The sequence below is a fragment of the Pectobacterium aroidearum genome, assembly GCF_041228105.1.
GTDB classification, from domain to species: Bacteria; Pseudomonadota; Gammaproteobacteria; order Enterobacterales; family Enterobacteriaceae; genus Pectobacterium; species Pectobacterium aroidearum.
In genome coordinates this window covers 530431-549701 of sequence record NZ_CP166097.1, presented here as the reverse complement: position 1 = coordinate 549701, position 19271 = coordinate 530431, and the positions used below count along the sequence as shown (strand labels likewise).

At 52.6% G+C, this 19271-nt stretch carries 17 protein-coding genes and 1 riboswitch; of the genes, 8 read left to right on the top strand and 9 right to left on the bottom strand.

Annotation, left to right across the window (positions count from 1 at the left end):
* Nucleotides 1–6: 6 nt before the first annotated feature.
* Nucleotides 7–984: an elongation factor P--(R)-beta-lysine ligase gene (gene epmA, locus AB8809_RS02455; RefSeq protein ID WP_015841883.1), complete on the bottom strand. Its 978-nt coding sequence runs from the start codon at nt 982–984 to the stop codon at nt 7–9.
* Nucleotides 985–1458: 474 nt separating this feature from the next.
* Between epmA and frdA the strand changes: the two genes are divergently transcribed.
* The 5 genes from frdA to AB8809_RS02430 all read left to right on the top strand — a co-directional run bounded on the left by frdA (nt 1459) and on the right by AB8809_RS02430 (nt 5459).
* Nucleotides 1459–3255, top strand: a complete 1797-nt coding sequence (gene frdA, locus AB8809_RS02450; protein ID WP_205947475.1) for a fumarate reductase (quinol) flavoprotein subunit — start codon at nt 1459–1461, stop codon at nt 3253–3255.
* A complete protein-coding gene (locus tag AB8809_RS02445) occupies nt 3248–3985 on the top strand; it encodes a succinate dehydrogenase/fumarate reductase iron-sulfur subunit (protein WP_349854736.1) in 738 nt (245 codons plus the stop codon). The genes frdA and AB8809_RS02445 overlap by 8 nt, the downstream gene beginning before the upstream one ends.
* 13 nt (nt 3986–3998) lie before the next feature.
* A complete protein-coding gene (frdC, locus tag AB8809_RS02440; RefSeq protein WP_043881993.1) occupies nt 3999–4394 on the top strand; it encodes a fumarate reductase subunit FrdC in 396 nt (131 codons plus the stop codon).
* A gap of 14 nt (nt 4395–4408) precedes the next feature.
* A complete protein-coding gene (frdD, locus tag AB8809_RS02435; protein WP_181847261.1) occupies nt 4409–4765 on the top strand; it encodes a fumarate reductase subunit FrdD in 357 nt (118 codons plus the stop codon).
* Between the two features lie 124 nt (nt 4766–4889).
* Nucleotides 4890–5459 carry a lipocalin family protein gene (locus AB8809_RS02430; protein WP_349854739.1) on the top strand — a complete coding sequence of 190 codons (570 nt, stop codon included), beginning with the start codon at nt 4890–4892 and terminating at the stop codon, nt 5457–5459.
* A gap of 41 nt (nt 5460–5500) precedes the next feature.
* On the opposite strand, the gene AB8809_RS02425 is transcribed toward AB8809_RS02430, so the two are convergent.
* The 3 genes from AB8809_RS02425 to efp all read right to left on the bottom strand — a co-directional run bounded on the left by AB8809_RS02425 (nt 5501) and on the right by efp (nt 6837).
* Nucleotides 5501–5854 (bottom strand): DMT family protein, encoded by a 354-nt coding sequence (locus AB8809_RS02425; RefSeq protein WP_015841889.1) that lies wholly within the window; start codon nt 5852–5854, stop codon nt 5501–5503.
* A gap of 103 nt (nt 5855–5957) precedes the next feature.
* A complete protein-coding gene (locus tag AB8809_RS02420) occupies nt 5958–6089 on the bottom strand; it encodes an entericidin A/B family lipoprotein (protein WP_015841890.1) in 132 nt (43 codons plus the stop codon).
* Between the two features lie 181 nt (nt 6090–6270).
* Nucleotides 6271–6837, bottom strand: a complete 567-nt coding sequence (efp, locus tag AB8809_RS02415; protein WP_015841891.1) for an elongation factor P — start codon at nt 6835–6837, stop codon at nt 6271–6273.
* Nucleotides 6838–6879: 42 nt separating this feature from the next.
* On the opposite strand from efp, the gene epmB reads away from it, so the two are divergent.
* On the top strand, nt 6880–7935 hold the full coding sequence (epmB, locus tag AB8809_RS02410; RefSeq protein ID WP_180779185.1) for an EF-P beta-lysylation protein EpmB: 1056 nt from the start codon (nt 6880–6882) through the stop codon (nt 7933–7935).
* Between the two features lie 49 nt (nt 7936–7984).
* On the opposite strand, the gene AB8809_RS02405 is transcribed toward epmB, so the two are convergent.
* Together AB8809_RS02405 and pgi are read right to left on the bottom strand one after the other, a co-directional pair.
* On the bottom strand, nt 7985–8332 hold the full coding sequence (locus tag AB8809_RS02405; RefSeq protein WP_015841893.1) for a DUF4156 domain-containing protein: 348 nt from the start codon (nt 8330–8332) through the stop codon (nt 7985–7987).
* A gap of 43 nt (nt 8333–8375) precedes the next feature.
* Nucleotides 8376–10025, bottom strand: a complete 1650-nt coding sequence (gene pgi, locus AB8809_RS02400) for a glucose-6-phosphate isomerase (protein ID WP_194431170.1) — start codon at nt 10023–10025, stop codon at nt 8376–8378.
* A gap of 168 nt (nt 10026–10193) precedes the next feature.
* Nucleotides 10194–10386: riboswitch (Lysine riboswitch) on the top strand.
* A 114-nt stretch (nt 10387–10500) separates the two neighbouring features.
* Between pgi and lysC the strand changes: the two genes are divergently transcribed.
* On the top strand, nt 10501–11877 hold the full coding sequence (lysC, locus tag AB8809_RS02395; protein ID WP_015841895.1) for a lysine-sensitive aspartokinase 3: 1377 nt from the start codon (nt 10501–10503) through the stop codon (nt 11875–11877).
* A gap of 369 nt (nt 11878–12246) precedes the next feature.
* Here lysC and AB8809_RS02390 read toward each other — a convergent pair whose 3' ends face one another.
* Nucleotides 12247–13893: a Na/Pi cotransporter family protein gene (locus tag AB8809_RS02390; RefSeq protein WP_015841896.1), complete on the bottom strand. Its 1647-nt coding sequence runs from the start codon at nt 13891–13893 to the stop codon at nt 12247–12249.
* A gap of 344 nt (nt 13894–14237) precedes the next feature.
* Between AB8809_RS02390 and AB8809_RS02385 the strand changes: the two genes are divergently transcribed.
* Nucleotides 14238–15692, top strand: a complete 1455-nt coding sequence (locus AB8809_RS02385; RefSeq protein ID WP_015841897.1) for a DASS family sodium-coupled anion symporter — start codon at nt 14238–14240, stop codon at nt 15690–15692.
* A 62-nt stretch (nt 15693–15754) separates the two neighbouring features.
* Here AB8809_RS02385 and AB8809_RS02380 read toward each other — a convergent pair whose 3' ends face one another.
* Nucleotides 15755–16600, bottom strand: a complete 846-nt coding sequence (locus AB8809_RS02380; RefSeq protein ID WP_180779191.1) for an intradiol ring-cleavage dioxygenase — start codon at nt 16598–16600, stop codon at nt 15755–15757.
* 504 nt (nt 16601–17104) lie between these two features.
* The gene (locus AB8809_RS02375) at nt 17105–19210 is read right to left on the bottom strand and encodes a TonB-dependent siderophore receptor (RefSeq protein ID WP_180779192.1); all 2106 of its coding nucleotides are present in this window, start codon (nt 19208–19210) and stop codon (nt 17105–17107) included.
* Nucleotides 19211–19271 lie beyond the last annotated feature (61 nt).

The window sequence follows — 19271 nt, the reverse complement described above, 5'->3', positions numbered from 1 at the left end:
GGCTTGTTACGCGCGCTCTACCGAGAACGCAATCACGTCACTTAGCTTTTCGGCGTTCAGCGCCAGCATGATCAAACGATCCACACCTAACGCTACACCAGCACACTCCGGCAAGCCGTGTTTCAGCGCTGCCAGCAGATTTTCATCAATCGGCTGCTGTGGCAAATCACGCGCGGCGCGCTTACGGTTATCCTGCTCGAAACGTTGACGCTGCTCATCGGCATCGGTCAATTCACGGAAGCCATTCGCCAGTTCGATCCCCTTGAAATAGACTTCAAAGCGCTCGGCGACGCGATGATCTTCCGAACTGATCTCCGCCAGCGAGGCCTGCGTGGCGGGGAAATGGTAGACAAACGCTGGCTTGTCGCGCCCGATGTGCGGCTCCACGCCAAAGGTAAAGAGCATCTGAACCAGCGAATCGCGATCGTCTTCGCGGCAGGCGATATCGCCCAATCCGAGTTTTTCTGCCGCTTCGCGCAGTTGCGCTTTGTCGACGGACAGAGGATCGAGCTCCAGATGGCGTAGAAACGCCTGCTGATAAGAGAGCATCTCTGCGCTTTCACAATCCAGTACCTGCTGCAACAGGTCATCGACCTCATTCATCAGGCGGTACATATCATAGTGAGGGCGATACCATTCCAGCATGGTGAATTCAGGGTTGTGGTGCCGGCCTGATTCTTCATTGCGGAAACTGCGGCACAGCTGAAAAATCGGTCCGCTGCCAGCCGCCAGCAGACGTTTCATGTGGTATTCCGGGCTGGTCATCAAGTACATCGTCATACCATCCGCAGCACCGGGGCCAACGAAACGGGTCTGGAACGGGTATAAGAAAATATCCGTTACCGTAGCCTGACTCATCGCAGGCGTTTCGACCTCCAGTACACCACGATCGGTGAAGAAACGTCGAATAGCAGCAATGATCGACGCTCGTTTCAACAAATTAGCGACAGAAGCACTAGGTTGCCAACTTGTCGTCTCGCTCATGGTTCTTACTCCAAAGTCAAACAGGGGGTGCAGTCTACCCGCATCAGCCCAAATTTCCAGCGGAAAAAAGGCCAGACGCGCTTTTCAGCAATCTATGCTCTACCTTTAGATAGGGAGCGGTCAGGATAGCAGCCATAAATTATATCCAGTGGATCATTTTCTTATATCCCCCTCAAAAGGGTTATTAAAGAAATAAAAGCATTATTTCCCCCTAAATAAGCCTTTCGATCACGTTTTTATCAATAAATACGAGACTCGCTGAAAAAACGACAAAATGCGGGATCACATCAAATTTCATCTACCTATAATTCGGTATAATTATTCCCACACAAAAATTATAGGTTTATCTATTCTTTATACCTCTATCACATAATTTTCAGCGGGTTTGATATTAAGCTCGGATATAAAGACAGAAATGAATAGATATTATTTTTTTATTTTAACTTAATTAACTTAAGTAACTGGAGGAATGCATTGCAAACCTTTAACGCCGATTTGGCCATTATCGGGGCCGGGGGTGCTGGCCTACGAGCGGCAATTGCTGCCGCAGAAGCCAACCCTCAACTGAAAATTGCGCTGATCTCAAAAGTCTACCCAATGCGTAGCCATACCGTGGCAGCAGAAGGTGGGTCAGCAGCAGTGACTCAGGAACACGATAGCTTCGATTATCACTTCAACGACACCGTGTCTGGTGGCGACTGGCTGTGTGAACAGGACGTTGTTGAGCACTTCGTCAAACGCTGCCCGGAAGAGATGATTCAACTGGAACAGTGGGGCTGCCCCTGGAGCCGTAAACCGGATGGTTCTGTCAACGTTCGCCGCTTTGGCGGGATGAAGATCGAGCGCACCTGGTTTGCTGCCGATAAAACCGGCTTCCACATGCTGCATACGCTGTTCCAAACCTCCCTTAAATATCCGCAAATCCAACGTTTTGACGAGCATTTTGTCCTCGACGTTCTGGTCGATGACGGTCAGGCCCGCGGTCTCGTTGCCATCAATATGATGGAAGGGTCGCTGGTTCAGATCCGTGCTAATGCCGTGGTGCTGGCAACAGGCGGCGCAGGTCGCGTGTACCGTTACAACACCAACGGCGGCATCGTCACCGGCGACGGCATGGGCATGGCGTTCCGCCACGGCGTACCGCTGCGTGATATGGAATTCGTTCAGTATCACCCGACCGGTCTGCCCGGTTCCGGTATCCTGATGACCGAAGGCTGTCGCGGCGAAGGCGGCATCATGGTCAATAAAGACGGTTACCGTTACCTGCAAGACTACGGCATGGGCCCGGAAACACCGCTTGGTCAGCCGAAAAACAAATACATGGAGCTGGGGCCGCGCGATAAAGTGTCGCAGGCGTTCTGGCACGAATGGCGTGCAGGCCGCACCGTCTCAACCCCGTTGGGCGACGTGGTTTACCTCGATCTGCGCCATCTCGGCGAGAAGAAACTTCTGGAACGTCTGCCGTTCATCTGCGAACTGGCAAAAGCCTATGTTGGCGTCGATCCGGTGAAAGAGCCGATTCCTATTCGCCCTACCGCGCACTACACAATGGGCGGCATTGAAACCGATCAAAACTGCGAAACCCGCATCAAGGGTCTCTTCGCCGTCGGTGAATGTTCCTCTGTTGGCTTGCACGGCGCGAACCGTCTGGGCTCAAACTCACTGGCCGAACTGGTGGTCTTTGGGCGTGTTGCGGGTGAACACGCCGTACAGCGCGCGCAAGCCGCAGCGCCGGCCAACGGTTCAGCGCTGGACGCGCAAACGCGCGACATCGAACAGCGCCTGCATGACCTGATGAATCAGGAAGGCACCGAAAGCTGGGCGAAAATTCGCGACGAAATGGGCATGTCGATGGAAGAAGGCTGTGGTATTTACCGCACCACCGATCTGATGCAGAAAACCGTCGATAAGATTGCGGAGCTGAAAGAGCGCTTCAAACGCGTGAAAATCACCGACCGCTCCAGTGTGTTCAACACCGATCTGCTGTACACCGTTGAGCTGGGCCACAGCCTGGATGTTGCGGAATGTATGGCGCACTCGGCAATCAACCGTAAAGAGTCTCGCGGCGCACACCAGCGTCTGGATGAGGGTTGCACCGAGCGTGATGACGTTAACTTCCTGAAGCATACGCTGGCGTTCTATAACCCGGAAGGCGCACCTCGTCTGGAGTACAGCGATGTGAAGATTACCAAGCTTCCACCGGCCAAACGCGTATACGGTGCAGAAGGTGATGCACAGGAAGGCAGCAAGAAGGAGCAGGCGAATGGTTGAGACGATCAAAACCCTGAAAATGGAAGTCATGCGCTATAACCCTGAACAGGATCGCGAACCCTATTTTGAAGCGTTCGACGTCCCGTACAACACGCAGACTTCCCTGCTGGATGCGCTGGGTTATATCAAAGATAACCTGGCACCGGACCTCTCCTACCGCTGGTCCTGCCGCATGGCAATCTGTGGCTCCTGCGGCATGATGGTGAATAATGTCCCTAAATTGGCCTGTAAAACCTTTCTGCGTGATTACACGAACGGTCTGAAGGTCGAAGCATTGGGCAATTTCCCCATTGAGCGCGATTTAGTGGTCGATATGACCCACTTCATCGAGAGCCTGGAAGCCATCAAGCCGTATATCATCGGCAACGATCGTAAACCAGCTGACGGCCCGAACAAGCAGACCCCAGCGCAAATGGCGAAGTATCACCAGTTCTCCGGCTGTATTAACTGTGGTTTGTGCTACGCGGCCTGTCCGCAGTTTGGCCTGAACCCTGAGTTCATCGGCCCGGCGGCGATTACGCTGGCACACCGTTATAACCTGGACAACCGCGATCACGGCAAGAAAGAACGTATGCCGCAGTTGAACGGTAATAATGGCGTCTGGTCCTGTACGTTTGTGGGCTACTGCTCAGAAGTGTGTCCGAAGCACGTCGACCCTGCCGCTGCGATCCAGCAAGGTAAAGTCGAAAGTGCGAAAGACTTCATGATCGCCATGCTGAAACCACAATAAGGGAGGGACAATGATGACATCTAAACGTAAAGCGTATGTTCGCGACGTGTCGCCGACCTGGTGGAAAAAACTGGGGTTCTACCGCTTTTATATGCTGCGTGAGGGGACGGCTGTCCCTGCCGTCTGGTTCAGTATCGTACTGATGTGTGGCGTCTTCGCACTGAAGAACGGGCCGGAAGGCTGGGCACACTTCGTCAGCTTCCTGCAAAACCCGCTGGTACTGCTGATTAATATTGTGGCTCTACTTGCCGCCGCGCTGCATACCAAAACCTGGTTTGAACTGGCGCCGAAGGCCAGCATCATCGTCGTTAAAGATGAAAAAATGGGGCCAGAGCCAATCATTAAAGGGCTGTGGGCTGTCACCGTGGTGGTAACCGTAGCCGTTCTGGCGATCGCCTTACTATTCTGAACAGGAGAAATAACGTGATTAACCCAACGCCAAAACGTTCTGACGAACCACCTTTCTGGGGCCTGTTCGGCGCCGGCGGGATGTGGAGCGCATTCTTCGCCCCGGTGATGATCCTACTGGTCGGTATAATGCTGCCTCTGGGGCTGTTCCCGGATGCGTTAACCTATGAGCGCATCGCCGCATTCAGCCAGAGCTTTATCGGCCGCGTCTTTTTACTACTGATGATTGTGCTGCCAATCTGGTGTGGCCTGCACCGCATCCACCACGCGATGCATGACCTGAAAATCCACGTTCCTGCCGGAAAATGGGTGTTCTACGGTCTGGCGGCAATCCTGACCGTGGTTACCGTCATCGGCGTCGTCACACTGTAAGATGTAACATCTGTAAAGTTGTACTCAACGGCCTGCACGACATCGCCGCAGGCCGTTTATTTTTCCCGCCGGACCACGCCCATCGTCTACACTGGAACAGTGATGAAAACGATGAGACGTCAATATGATGCCCTTTAACGCCCTGTTCTTCAAAAACCTGCTATTAACAATCAAACGTCGCGGGAAAGCCTGCGTTGCCGCGCTGGTGGCGCTCTTTTCTGTCGCCTGTAGCGTAACGCCGCCCGATAATGTCACCGTAGTGGAAAATTTTGACGTCAATCGCTACCTCGGCACATGGTATGAGATAGCTCGTCTCGACCACCGCTTTGAACGCAATCTGGAACGCGTGACGGCAACCTACAGCCCGCGGGATGACGGCGGCATCAAGGTTATCAACCGTGGCTTTAACGTCGAAAAACAGGAATGGAAAGAGAGCACCGGGAAAGCCTATTTCACGGGATCGCCTCAGCGAGGCGCGCTAAAAGTGTCGTTCTTCGGGCCGTTTTATGGCGGCTACAACATTATCGAGCTGGATGACGATTACCGCTACGCCCTGATTTGCGGGCCGAACCGTGACTACCTGTGGATTCTCTCACGCATGCCAACGCTGGATGCCGTGACACGCGACAAACTGCTCGCCACAGCCAAACGCTACGGTTTCCCAACAGAGGCGCTCATTTGGGTCAATCAGTAACCCGATCGTATTGGTCGCAACACAGGGGATAGCGCGGCGCGTTATCCCATAATCTTATCGCGAAACATAAAGAAAACCGCGCCCAGCAGGCATAGCCCCGCCCAAATATAATCAGTGCGGAACGGCTCTTTTAAAATAATCATGGAGAAAGGGATAAATACGGAAAGGCTGATCACTTCCTGCAATATTTTCAACTGACCGGCAGAAGCAACCTGATAACCAATCCTATTTGCTGGCACCTGCAAGAGGTATTCAAATAATGCGATCCCCCAGCTGACCAACGCGGCAATGATCCAGGTACGGCCGCTGAAATAACGTAAATGCCCGTACCAGGCGAACGTCATAAATATATTACTTAATGTCAGCATGCCGACAGTAATGAAAATAGGCGACATTATTACTTCTCCGAGTGATCCACTTTCACATTATCTCGCCGCGGGGAAGAAAACACCATAAACGGCATTTTCTTCCACTCGGAAAAGTTATTACGACTTATTTCTATTGGGCGCTGCGCTGAATAGCCTTACCACCCGCTTCCACATCTTGCCCAACACCTCGAGTGGTATTGCACCCCACCACCGCAGAGAGAATAACCAGAGAGAAAATGGCAACACAAGCTTTCTTCAACATACTCGGTTCCTTCTTTATGAGAATAGGATTTCAACGGTACGAAAGGACTGCTTTTTAAGCGTAGCCAATTTTAATGCTTGTGGCGGTTTTTTCGGATGAAGAGCAAAACAGAAGGAGACTTACGTGAGGAGAGAATGAATTAGAAAAGCCGCCCTTATAGAAGGCGGCATTTCCAGATACATTACTTAACGCGTGAAACGTACTCACCAGAACGCGTGTCAACTCTGACCACTTCGCCGATCTGTACGAACAATGGCACTTTAACGACCGCGCCAGTGCTCAGCGTAGCTGGCTTACCACCTGTTCCTGCGGTATCGCCTTTCAGGCCTGGATCGGTATCGGTGATTTCAGCTTCGATAAAGTTCGGCGGCTGAACAGCGATAGCACGACCATCCCACAGGGTAACGATACATTCGGCATTGTCCTGCAGCCATTTTGCAGAATCACCAACGGTCTTCTCTTCAACCTGATGCTGCTCAAACGTCTCAGGGTGCATGAAGTGGTAGAACTCACCGTCGTTATACAGGTAGTTCATGTTGGTATCTACAACGTCTGCGCCTTCTGCAGAATCGGTAGATTTGAAGGTTTTTTCAACGCGAGAACCTGTCAACAGGCGACGCATTTTTACACGAGCAAAAGCCTGGCCTTTACCCGGCTTCACAAATTCACTGGATTCGATGGCATACGGCTCGCCTTCGAACATGATTTTAAGACCGGAACGGAAATCGTTGCTAGAATAAGTCGCCATAAAGGCCCTCTACAATTTTAATACTGGTACGAAGCCAAAAAAATGGCACACATTGTAACCCTAAATATACCTTCCAGAGAAGATTGGTTGCAGCAACTTGCAGACGTAATTACCGATCCTGATGAATTACTGCAACTTTTGGCACTGAACGATCACGCAAAACTTCGGCAAGGCAATGATGCACGCAGACTTTTTGCTCTGCGAGTACCGCGCGCCTTCGCTGCACGTATGCAAAAAGGCAATCCTGACGATCCGTTGCTGCTACAGGTATTGACCGCGCGTGAGGAGTTCACTGCCACGCCAGGCTTCACCCACGATCCGCTTGATGAGCAACACAGCGTCGTGCCGGGGCTACTGCACAAATATCACAACCGCGCGTTATTGCTGGTTAAAGGCGGCTGCGCGGTGAACTGCCGCTACTGCTTCCGCCGCCATTTCCCCTATCAGGATAATCAAGGCAATAAGGCTAACTGGCGTCAGGCGCTGGATTATATCCGCCAGCATCCCGAACTGGATGAAATCATTTTTTCCGGCGGCGACCCGCTGATGGCCAAGGATCACGAGCTGGACTGGCTGATCACCGAGCTGGAACATATTCCACATCTGAAACGCCTGCGTATTCACAGCCGCTTGCCGGTGGTGATCCCTGCCCGCATTACCGACGCGCTATGCGATCGTCTGTCCCGCAGTTCGCTTCAGGTGTTGCTGGTGACGCATATTAACCACCCGCAGGAAATTGATACTGATTTAACACAAGGTATGGCGCGTTTACGCCGTGCAGGCGTGACGCTGCTCAACCAAAGCGTGCTGCTGCGCGGGGTGAATGACAGCGCGGACACGCTCGCCCAGCTCAGCAATGCACTATTTGACGCAGGTATTCTGCCTTATTACCTGCACGTACTGGATAAGGTACAAGGTGCCGCGCATTTTCTGGTGGATGACAACGAGGCGCGCATCTTGGTCAAAGCGCTGCTGAAGAAGGTATCCGGCTATCTGGTGCCGCGTCTGGCGCGAGAAATTGGTGGTGAAGCCAGTAAAACGCCGCTGGATTTAGGGATGAAACAGCATCAGGACGACACTGAGCGATCGGTGGAGTAATTATAAGGTGAGAGCAGGTTTCCCCACTCTCACCAGGTTTCTCTCTAGCTTAAGGACATTTGTAGACGCTGCCGTTCATCTTGCTGTCCAGCGGCGCAAAGCTTGACCAGAAGGTCTCACTCGGACTGGTTGCACCATAGACCGTATTGCCCCCCATCGCCGCCGCTTTATTACGCAGATCGTTTGCCGCACCGCGCATAGAGCTTCCGTCGCTATGGTTGCCTGCCAGCCAGTTAGACTGGCTACCGCTGGCCTGCCCCAACAACTGACATTCGCTGCCTGGCTTGGTATCCGTGAACGTCACGGCCTGCCCGGCGGCGCTGAGTTGGCTACTGCTACTGCTGCATCCCGCCAGCAACACTGCCGCGGCTAGCCCCAACAAAATACGAACCTGCATGTCTTCCTCCTTGCGATTGAAAAACCAAAGGGCACAGGCCCGATTAGTTACGCCACGCTTTGAAACGGTTGATCAGCCCGTTAGTGGAACTGTCATGGCTGTCGATCGTACTGTCATTTTCCAGCTCTGGCAGGATACGGTTCGCCAGTTGTTTACCTAACTCTACGCCCCACTGATCGAACGTGAAGATGTTCAGGATCGCACCCTGAGTAAAGATCTTGTGTTCATACAGCGCAATCAGCGCACCCAGGCTGTACGGGGTGATTTCGCGCAGCAGGATGGAGTTGGTTGGGCGGTTGCCTTCAAAGACTTTAAACGGCGCCACGTGTTCCACATCTTTGGCACTTTTGCCGGCCGCTGCAAATTCCGCTTCTACTACGTCACGGCCCTTACCAAACGCCAGCGCTTCCGTCTGTGCAAAGAAGTTCGACAGCAGCTTGCTGTGGTGATCGCTCAATGGGTTATGGCTAACAGCCGGTGCAATGAAATCACACGGTATCAGCTTGGTACCCTGATGAATCAATTGGTAGAAGGCATGCTGGCCGTTCGTGCCCGGCTCACCCCAAATAATCGGCCCGGTCTGGTAATCCACCGGATTGCCATTGCGATCGGCAGATTTGCCGTTGGATTCCATATTTCCCTGTTGGAAATAGGCGGCGAAGCGGTGCATGTACTGGTCATACGGCAGAATCGCTTCGGTTTCGGCACCGAAGAAATTGTTGTACCAAATGCCGATCAGCGCCAGCAACACAGGCAGGTTTTTCTCTGCGGGCGTGGAAGCAAAGTGCTTGTCCATCGCATGCGCGCCGCTGAGCAGTTTTTCAAAGTTCTCAAAGCCCAGAGAAAGAATGATCGACAGCCCAATTGCCGACCACAGGGAGTAGCGTCCGCCCACCCAGTCCCAGAACTCAAACATGTTGTTGGTATCGATACCAAATTCGCCGACGGCTTTCGCGTTGGTAGACAGCGCGGCAAAGTGCTTGGCAACGTGCTTCTCGTCCTTCGCCGTGTTCAGGAACCAGTCGCGTGCGCTATGCGCGTTGGTCATGGTTTCCTGCGTGGTGAAGGTTTTTGACGCAACGAGGAACAGCGTGGTTTCCGGGTTTAGCGGCTTCAACGTTTCAGCAATATGTGTACCGTCAACGTTGGAGACAAAGTGCATGTTGAGGTGATTTTTATAAGGCTTCAGCGCTTCCGTTACCATGAACGGACCCAGATCAGAGCCGCCGATACCGATATTCACCACGTCAGTGATCGTTTTCCCGGTATAGCCTTTCCACTCACCGCCGATCACGCGCTCGCTGAAATCTTTCATCTTCGCCAGCACCGCGTTGACTTCCGGCATCACATCTTTGCCATCTACCAGAATCGGCGTGTTGCTGCGGTTACGTAGAGCAACGTGCAGAACGGCGCGGTCTTCCGTGCGGTTGATTTTCTCGCCAGCAAACATGGACTGAATCGCCGCAGACAGGTCGGTTTCCCGCGCCAGCGCGTGCAGTTTTTCCATCGTTTCGGTCGTGATGCGGTTTTTGGAGTAATCCACCAGCATCAGATCGTCAAACGTCGCGGAAAAATGCGCGAAACGATCGCTATCCTGTGCAAACAGCTCGCTGATTTGCACCTCTTTCATCGCGTCAAAATGGTGTTGTAACGCCTGCCAGGCGGCAGTTTGGCTTGGATTGATATTTTTCATAATGCGACTTTCTCTCTAAGCATGAGTTCAAAGTGACTGAATCGATTGTATCCCTTAAAATCCCGATTGAGATCCCTTTTCTTGCTAAAAGCGATTCATGTCCTTTTGTTTATTGACAGAAACCGCATAACCCGTTATTTGTAACACCGTACTTGCACACTCGGTGTGCAAGCCAGAAGAGGCGCGTCGCCCAGGTAAGGTATCGGAGGAACCGTAATCCGCTGATGATATCCGAGGGGGAGCGACGCCGAGATGCGGTGAAATACGGCTTTCACCCTATCGACTACAGAGGCTGAATCCTCTGGGTTGTCACCGGATTCGTCCTGATGGACGTTCAGCAAGGTGGAGCGCTTCTGGGTGTATCGTAGCGATTTTCTACGCCTGCCCCCTACTTCTGCTCTCCCCCTGTGCCAAGGCTGATTAATGGAATGCTGTTTACTGAAAACAGCCTACCCCCTGACACGAGGTTTTTGACATGTCTGTAACTGAAGTATCCGCAAACGCGAACCCTACCGTTATTGCCAAATTTGGCGGCACCAGCGTGGCGGACTTTGACGCCATGAATCGCAGCGCCGATGTGGTGCTATCTAATCCGAATGTACGCGTTGTGGTGCTGTCGGCATCGGCAGGTATCACCAATTTACTGGTCGCACTCGCAGAGGGTCAGGCGCCCGAAACGCGTGCTGAAAATCTGGCGAAGATCCGCCAGATCCAATACGCCATCATCGACAGACTGACCAACCAGAGCGTCATTCGTGATGAGATTGACCGCATGCTGGACAATGTCACTACCCTGTCTGAAGCCGCGGCGCTCGCGACGTCCAACGCGCTGACCGATGAGCTCGTCAGCCATGGCGAATTGATGTCTACCCTGCTGTTTGTCGAAATCCTGCGTCAGCGTGACGTCGTGGCAGAGTGGTTCGATGTGCGCAAAATTATGCGTACCGACGATAACTTTGGCCGTGCACAGCCGGACTGCGACGTGCTGGGCGAACTGACACGCAGCCAGTTACAGCCGCGTCTTGAGCAAGGTCTGGTGATCACACAGGGCTTCATCGGGAGTGAAGCGAAAGGCCGCACGACCACGCTGGGTCGCGGCGGTAGCGATTATACCGCGGCACTGCTGGGCGAAGCCCTCAACGTCAGCCGGATTGATATCTGGACCGATGTTCCCGGCATCTACACGACCGACCCACGCGTGGTGCCGACGGCAAAACGTATCGACCAGATCATGTTTGAAGAAGCCGCCGAAATGGCGACATTTGGCGCGAAAGTCCTGCACCCCGCTACGCTGCTGCCCGCTGTGCGTAGCGATATACCGGTGTTCGTCGGCTCCAGCAAAGATCCGGCCGCGGGCGGTACGCTGGTGTGCAATAAAACCGAAAACCCACCGCTGTTCCGCGCGCTGGCGCTGCGTCGTAAACAAACGCTGCTCACCCTGTATAGCCTGAACATGCTGCACGCTCGCGGTTTTCTGGCCGAAGTGTTCAGCATTCTGGCGCGTCACAATATCTCCGTTGACCTGATCACCACGTCAGAAGTCAACGTAGCGCTGACGCTCGACACCACTGGCTCCACCTCAACGGGCGACAGCCTGCTGTCCAGCGCCCTGCTGACCGAACTGTCATCGCTGTGCCGGGTCGAGGTTGAAGAGAATCTGTCGCTGGTCGCGCTGATCGGCAACAAGCTGTCTCAAGCCTGTGGCGTCGGAAAAGAGGTGTTTGGCGTACTGGAACCTTTCCGTATTCGCCTGATCTGCTACGGCGCCAGCAGCAACAACCTGTGCTTCCTGGTACCGGGTGATGATGCCGAGCGAGTAGTTCAGACGCTGCACCGCAGCCTGTTCGAGTAAATTCACGACGCGTAGTCGGTCTCTTCGTCATATTTTTATGCAGACGCGGATTTTGCCGTTATTCGGCGTAAAAAATTATGCAGAGGAGATGGCAGGCTTAGGATGAGCCGCATGGACGCGGCGAAAGCTTGCGCCACGCATGGAGCGTGTCGCAAGCGGTCCGTTAAGCCCGATATCGACGAAGGCACCGCGTCAGCGGCATAATTTCCGCCGAAAGCCTGGGGTCACGGGGCGAGCGGCGTCTGAGCCGTCCCGTGTCGGGCGCATGCTACGAGGTAGCATGAAAATGGCAGCATTATCGCGCACGAAACTATCCCTCAGTCAGCATAAAAATATACGGCTGTATCCAGTGAGACCCCACAAAGGGAATCACAGTGTCAGCGGTGACTCTTCGCGTTCTTCGTCCCCGTCCTGCGGCACAATTAATACGTTATACGCTACCGCACAGAACAAGGAATTCAGTCGGTTCATGTCCCCGAGTAAGCTCAAATGGAGCGAACTGGTTTCCAGACTCTGTACGTTGTGCTGATGCAAGCGATCGACGTGCGCATGTGCATAACGACGGTTCATAATACGGAAGCGGTGTTTGGCACGACGCAGGCGCTTCGCGCTGGTGATATCCTCCGACAGGAAAACCGACAGCCCCAGACGCAGATTCGCCAGCAGCTGTTCATGCAACTGGTTCAGCTCTTCCAGTCCCTGTGTAGAAAACGCCATACGCACGCCAGAAGAATGGTTCGCGATGTCGTCTGCCATGCGTTCGATAATGTCCCCCGCCTGTTCCAGATTCAGTGCCACTTCGATCACTTCCGCCCAGCGCCGGGAATCTCGCTCATCCAGCCCATCTTTCTGAATCTGCGCCAGATAAAGCTTAATCGCGGTATAAAGGATATCGACATCATCATCAAGCCGGCGAATCTCCCGCCGCTGCATATGGTCGCCCTGCAACACTTCGCGGTACAAGCGCAACATCTGCTCCAGCACATCGCCAATTCGCAGCGTTTCCCGTGCGGCGTTGGTCAATGCCAGCGCTGGCGTGTCCAGCGAACTGGTATCCAGATGGCGCGGTTTCATCTGGAGATCGACCTGCGGTGAATCAGCAATCATCGCGCAGGACAGGCGCGCCACCACGCCAGTAAGCGGAATCAGCAGCAGGCAACGAATCAGGTTGTAAAACAGGTGGAAGTAGATCACCAGCTCTTCGGCACCCAACGGAATACGCGTCAGCCAGCGCGACAGCGGTTCAACCAGCGGCAACACAGCCAGACACCCAATCAGCTTGAACAGCATGCTGCCGAGCGCCACGCGTCGCCCCTCCGCATTCTGCGTCGAGGTGCTCATCATCGTCAGTAACCCGCTGCCCAGATTGGCACCAATGACCAGACACATCGCCACTTCCAGCGAAATCACACCGCTTGCCGTCAAGGTAGCCGTCAGCAGTACCGCCGCCAGACTGGAATAGGTAATCACCGCGAACAGCGCGCCAGCCAGCGCATCCAGCATGACGTCGCCCGTCAACGAGGAAAACAGCACCTTCACGCCCGACGTTTGGGTAATGGGGGCCGCTGCCACGACAATCATTTCCAGCGCCAGCAAAATCAGCCCGAGCCCAATCGCTACACGGCCAATCTGACCAACCCGCGTCTGCTTACGGCTGAGGAAAAATATCACGCCAAGAAAAATCAGCAGCGGAGAAAGCCAGGACAGATCGAACGTCAGGATGCGCACCATCAGCGCCGTACCGACATCCGCCCCGAGAATAATCACCAGCGCAGGCGTTAATGCCACCAACCCTTGTGAGACAAAAGAGGTCGTCAGCAACGCGGTTGCATTGCTGCTCTGCACCAGCGCAGTGACGCCAATGCCAGCCATAAAAGCCAACGGCTTTTTCTCAACGCTATCGCTGAGAACCCGCCGTAGCTGGGTGCCATAAACCCGCATGATACCGGTGCGGACAATGTGGGTGCCCCACACCAGTAACGCAATCGCAGAAAGGAGATTTAGCAGTGTTAACAAAAAGTCCACGCCTCCAGCTAATCATGTGTTGATGACGTAATGAACACCATCTTATCAGATGTTGGCTGACCATACTGCGAGACAGCCCGCGTCAGAGCAAAATCGTCCCGGCACTCAATTAATGATAAAAATTAATTAACTGACAATATTTAAAAAACAGAATCCAAATCAATAAGACGGTTCTTTTCGCCTCACACCGCCCCCGGTTAGCGCTATGCTCTTTTTATTCATATAACTCTTATGGGTTATATGTTTATAAATCTTTAAGCATGCTTAACATTTAGCGCATTGCATGCATTAACGTATGCCCTGTACTCCTTTTGACTTTTTAGTAAGGAAAATGGATGAAGACAAAAACCTCGTATGGACTGAACTGGTTCCCGCTGATCGTTATTCTTGCCATCGCCGCTTTTTTTTGGCGAATGGAGCCCCCAACAGGCTTGAGCCCAGCCGCCTGGCACTCCGCTGTCATTTTCGTCGCAACGATCGTGTCTATTGTTGCTAACGTGCTCCCGATTGGGGCTATCGGTATTATCAGTATCACGCTCTTTGCGTTGACGTACGCCGCGGGAGATACGACAGCCAGCGGCGCGATACAGACCGCGCTCAGTGACCTGAACAGCTCGCTGATCTGGCTAATTGTTGTAGCATTCATGATCGCTCGCGGGTTTATCAAAACGGGGCTGGGTCGCCGTATCGCCCTGCAGATGATTCGCCTGCTTGGAAAGCGTACGCTGGGCCTGGCTTACGGCCTGGCCTTCGCCGATCTGGTGCTGTCCCCTGCGATGCCGAGCAATACCGCACGCTGCGGCGGAATTATTTATCCCATTGCCGATTCGCTATCGCGCAGCTTTGATTCCAAACCGGAAGATGCTTCGCGCAGTAAGATCGGTACCTTCCTGATTACCTGTATCGGTAACGTTAACGATGTGACGGCAGCGTTGTTTATGACCGCCTACACTGGCAACCTGCTGGCGGTAAAACTCGCGGCCAATGCGGGCGTGACCATTACCTGGGGAAGCTGGTTTCTGGCGGCGCTCGTGCCTTGTTTGATTTCTCTGGCCGTTGTCCCCCTGCTCGTCTATTGGCTAACCAAACCGGAAATTCGTCATACGCCGGATGCGCCAAAACTGGCCGTCGCCGAACTGGCAAAGATGGGCAACATGAGCCGCGGCGAATGGCTGATGGCCTTCACCGTTATCCTCCTTCTGGTGCTATGGATTTTTGGCGATCGCTTAGGCGTGGATGCGACAACGGCCTCGTTCGTCGGCCTGTCCTTCCTGCTGCTAACCGGCGTACTGAGCTGGGAAGACGTGAAGAGTGAAAAGGGCGCATGGGATACGCTGATTTGGTTCGCCGCTCTGCTGATGATGGCAAATCAGTTAAAAAAGCTCGGTTTCACCAACTGGTTTGGCGATCTTATCGGCAGTAATATTGGCCATTTGATGCAGGGAACGAGCTGGGTGTTGGTGCTATTGCTACTGAATGCGGCCTATTTCTACACCCACTATTTCTTCGCCAGCGGCAACGCGCAGATCGCCGCGCTTTTTGCGGTGTTCCTCGGTGTCGGGATCAACCTGAACATTCCCGCAGTGCCGATGGCGTTCATGCTGGCATTTACCAGTAGCCTGTACTGTTCACTGACACAATACACTCACGCGCGCGGCCCGATCCTGTTCGGCGCGGGCTACGTGCCCACCGCCATCTGGTGGCGCACCGGTTTCGTCGTCAGTCTGGCCAATCAGGCGATCTTTATGAGCGCGGGTCTGCTGTGGTGGAAGGTCATTGGCTTGTATTAACGTGGTGTGCCGTTGACACGGTGGGATAAAAAAGGGGCAGTACCGCTGCCCCATTATCGTTTCTACTCTTGTGAAACCGTATACTTGTATAAATCACGCTGAGTGAGGTAGGTAGAAGTCGCATTCTTATCAATAGACAAAATGATTTCCCCCGTGAACCCATCATTGAAATCACCTTCATTGATTTTATTTACCGTAAGTAGCGATTGCGCGCCATTCATCTTGGTAAAATATTCATCTTCAGTGTTGGTCACTCGCGTGATATCCCTTGGACTATAGGGTTCGTTATTATAAACCACACGACAAAGATCCTCTGGGAAATATAACTGCCCGACAAAAGCAAAGTGCTCTTTTTCCAGAGGATTTTTACTTGGCCGCCTTATCGCAACATGAATATGTGTTGCCCTGCCAGCATAGAAACCGGGGAATATCGTCGTGAACCTCACTACACCATTCTGGTCTGTTGGCTGTATACCCCGAAAGAAACTTGTGCTATCAGTTCTGTTAACGGTCCCGACCTCATCTGTTGTCGCTTCTTTATCAGGGCTAATGAAGCTCCAACCTGAGTATTTTCCTCGGGCGTTACAGTGCCAGATATCAACCAATATGTTATCCACGGGTTCACAAGACACCCCATCGATCACTTTTATCTTCAACAGCAGCGGGATGCCAGGTTGAGACTCGGTAATATCACGCCGTAGTATTTTATAATCCACAAAATAAGGCCCTACAATTTGTTCCGTCGTGAGTGGGCACGTCTTTATCCCAACGTTCTTTGTCTTATCCGCTACGTCATTCGCTCTCGTATAGAACGGTATATTCGCTAACGATAATAACCCGACGGTTCCAATGATTCGTTTCGCAGAGCTAATAAAGAAAAACCGTCTATTTTTATTATTCAATTCCATTGCTATGCCTCACATGCGCTATGTAAATAGCGTTTCAAATAATAAGTAGTGAAATTATTCTCAGGGATAATAGGTGCGACATCACTCCATTACTGATCCATGCGTCGATTAATCTATTACTGACCAATTAATGAATATGACGTTCGATAACGCCACCAAATATCACCCGCCACAGAAGTATTATTTTCAGTCGTTAAAATGTCCAGCACATCGGATATAAAAGCCACGTATTGCCACATATAAAAAGGTCAACGGTATTAATTACACCTGAAAAATATAAATACAGGAAATATAAATTCACTATTATTTATTTTATTCAATGAATCAGAACGATATTTAACTACTTGCGGAAAATAGCTGAAATAGATATGCAGTAGCAGAATATTATCACTATTCGCTATCAGGATTAATATATTCAAATATTGGAGGGAGAATAGAAGATTTATGGATATAAATTTTCATAAAAGTGGCCGTCCTACCCGTTAAAGCAGGACGGCGAAGGCATCAGAACGAATAAGAGACGCTGCCGACTACGCTGCGCTCGGCACCGAAGTAACAGAATTCCAGCGAGTTACAGGAAGCAACATAACGTTTATCGGTCAGGTTGTTGACATTAAGCTGCGCGCTTAGCCCTTTCAGACCCACCTTCGAGAGATCGTATCCTATCGCCATATCCACCAGCGTATAAGAAGGCAGCGTATGGGTATTGGCACGATCGGAGGTCACGCCGTTCACGTAACGCACACCGGAACCAATCGTCAGACCGTCCAGCGGACCACTTTTGACATCATAGTTCGCCCAGGCGCTGGCCTGATTGCGCGGTGCGTACACCGCACGCTTTCCTTGCTCAGCCACACTACTTTTCTTATAGCGAATATCCGTATAGGTATAAGCCGCTTGCAGACGCAGATTATCAGTAAGATGGCTCACGGCCTCCAACTCCACCCCTTCCGATTCGATTTCACCAATGGAACGGTAAGGGTCGTTAGGCTGAACTTTTGTCGCCACGTTCTTCTGATTAATGCGGAATACCGACAGACTGTACTGATCCTGAGAACCTTCAGGCTGATACTTCATCCCGGCTTCCCACTGTTTGCCTTTCATTGGTTCCAGTACGTTGCCGTTATCATCGGCGAAGCTGGTTGGCGTAAAGGCCGTGGAATAGCTGACATATGGCGCAAAGCCGTTATCAAACAGATAGAGCAAGGCAGCACGTGAGCTAAAGTTGTTTTTATCCAACTCGCTGTGTGTTCCTTTGGTGTGGTTAACGTGGGTCACTTTTACTTGATCGTGGCGACCACCCAGCGTTAAGCGCCAGCGCTCCCAGCTCATTTGATCCTGTACGTAGATCCCCGTCTGTTGCAGTTTGTGTCTTTCCTGCGAGCTGGACATACTTGTTGGTCCGGAACCATAAACGGGATTAAACGCATCAATCGCCGGGAAGGTGCCAGAAGGCCAGTCCATATTATTATTACGCTGCTGATAGTCGATCCCCACCAGCAGACGATGGTTCACGGCTCCCGTATCCACGCTGCCATCAAGCTGATTATCTAACGTTAATGCGGACAGCGACTCACGGGAACCTGAGTAATAACGAGTCAGCGTATCGGCGCTCGGCTGCGTCCAGCCGTAGGCGTACACCTGATCCAAATGCACTTTGGTACGCAGATAACGCAGCTTTTGGCGCACCGCCCAGCCGTTATCGAAACCATGCTCAAAGTTGTACCCCACCATGTTTTGCTTACGGTCGTATTTCTCATAATTCTCTTCCCCTTCATAGAAGGTGTTCGAGATTTTCCGCCCGTTATGCGCCACCACAGTACCGTCATACGGCAACCCCGAGTGGCTACCGCCTTCAGGATCGCGGTGCAGGTAAGCCATCAACTCCAGCCGCGTCTTGTCGGAAATCCGCCACAGCAGGCTGGGCGCAATCGCGTAGCGTTCTTCTTTGGTCTTTTTGAACTGCGTATCGGCTTCACGCACAATGCCGCCCAGACGGAACGCAAAACGCTCATCATCATCCAGCGAGCCGGTGACATCGAACGCAGCGCCACGCTGCGCATTATTACCGGCAAACAGTTTGATCTGCCCGCTGCGATCGAACGACGGCTGGCGGGAGTTCAGCGCCACAATCCCGCCCGGAGAAGAGCGCCCGTAGAGCACAGACGCCGGGCCTCTGACCACTTCAATGCTGTCGAGGAACCAGGGATCGATAACCAGCGAGCTATGAGAGTTGGTATCCCCCATCATCTTCAGCCCGTCGAGATAGACGTTATCAAGACTGCCATCGGAAAAGCCGCGCAGCACCATGTAGTCAAAGCGGTTGGACCCACCGATCTGGTTGTTGTACACACCCGGCGTATAACCAACCGCTTGCCGAACGCTAATCGCACCCTGTTCCTGAATCTGATCGCGCGTAATGATAGAAACGGCCTGAGGAGTCTCGATATCGGGCGTTTCCAGCTTGGTCGCACCGCGTTGCGTTTGAGACGTGACGACGACCGTATCACCCTGAGAAGAAGAGGATGGCGTATCCTGCGCCAGTGCCGACACCGTAAATCCACTGGTAAGGCAGCCAACCACCAGCGCCAGCCGCGTTTTTCTGAACATGGGAATCTCCACAGACCTTATTATTGTAAATAAGAATTATTACCGTTTTTAGTCTTGCAGT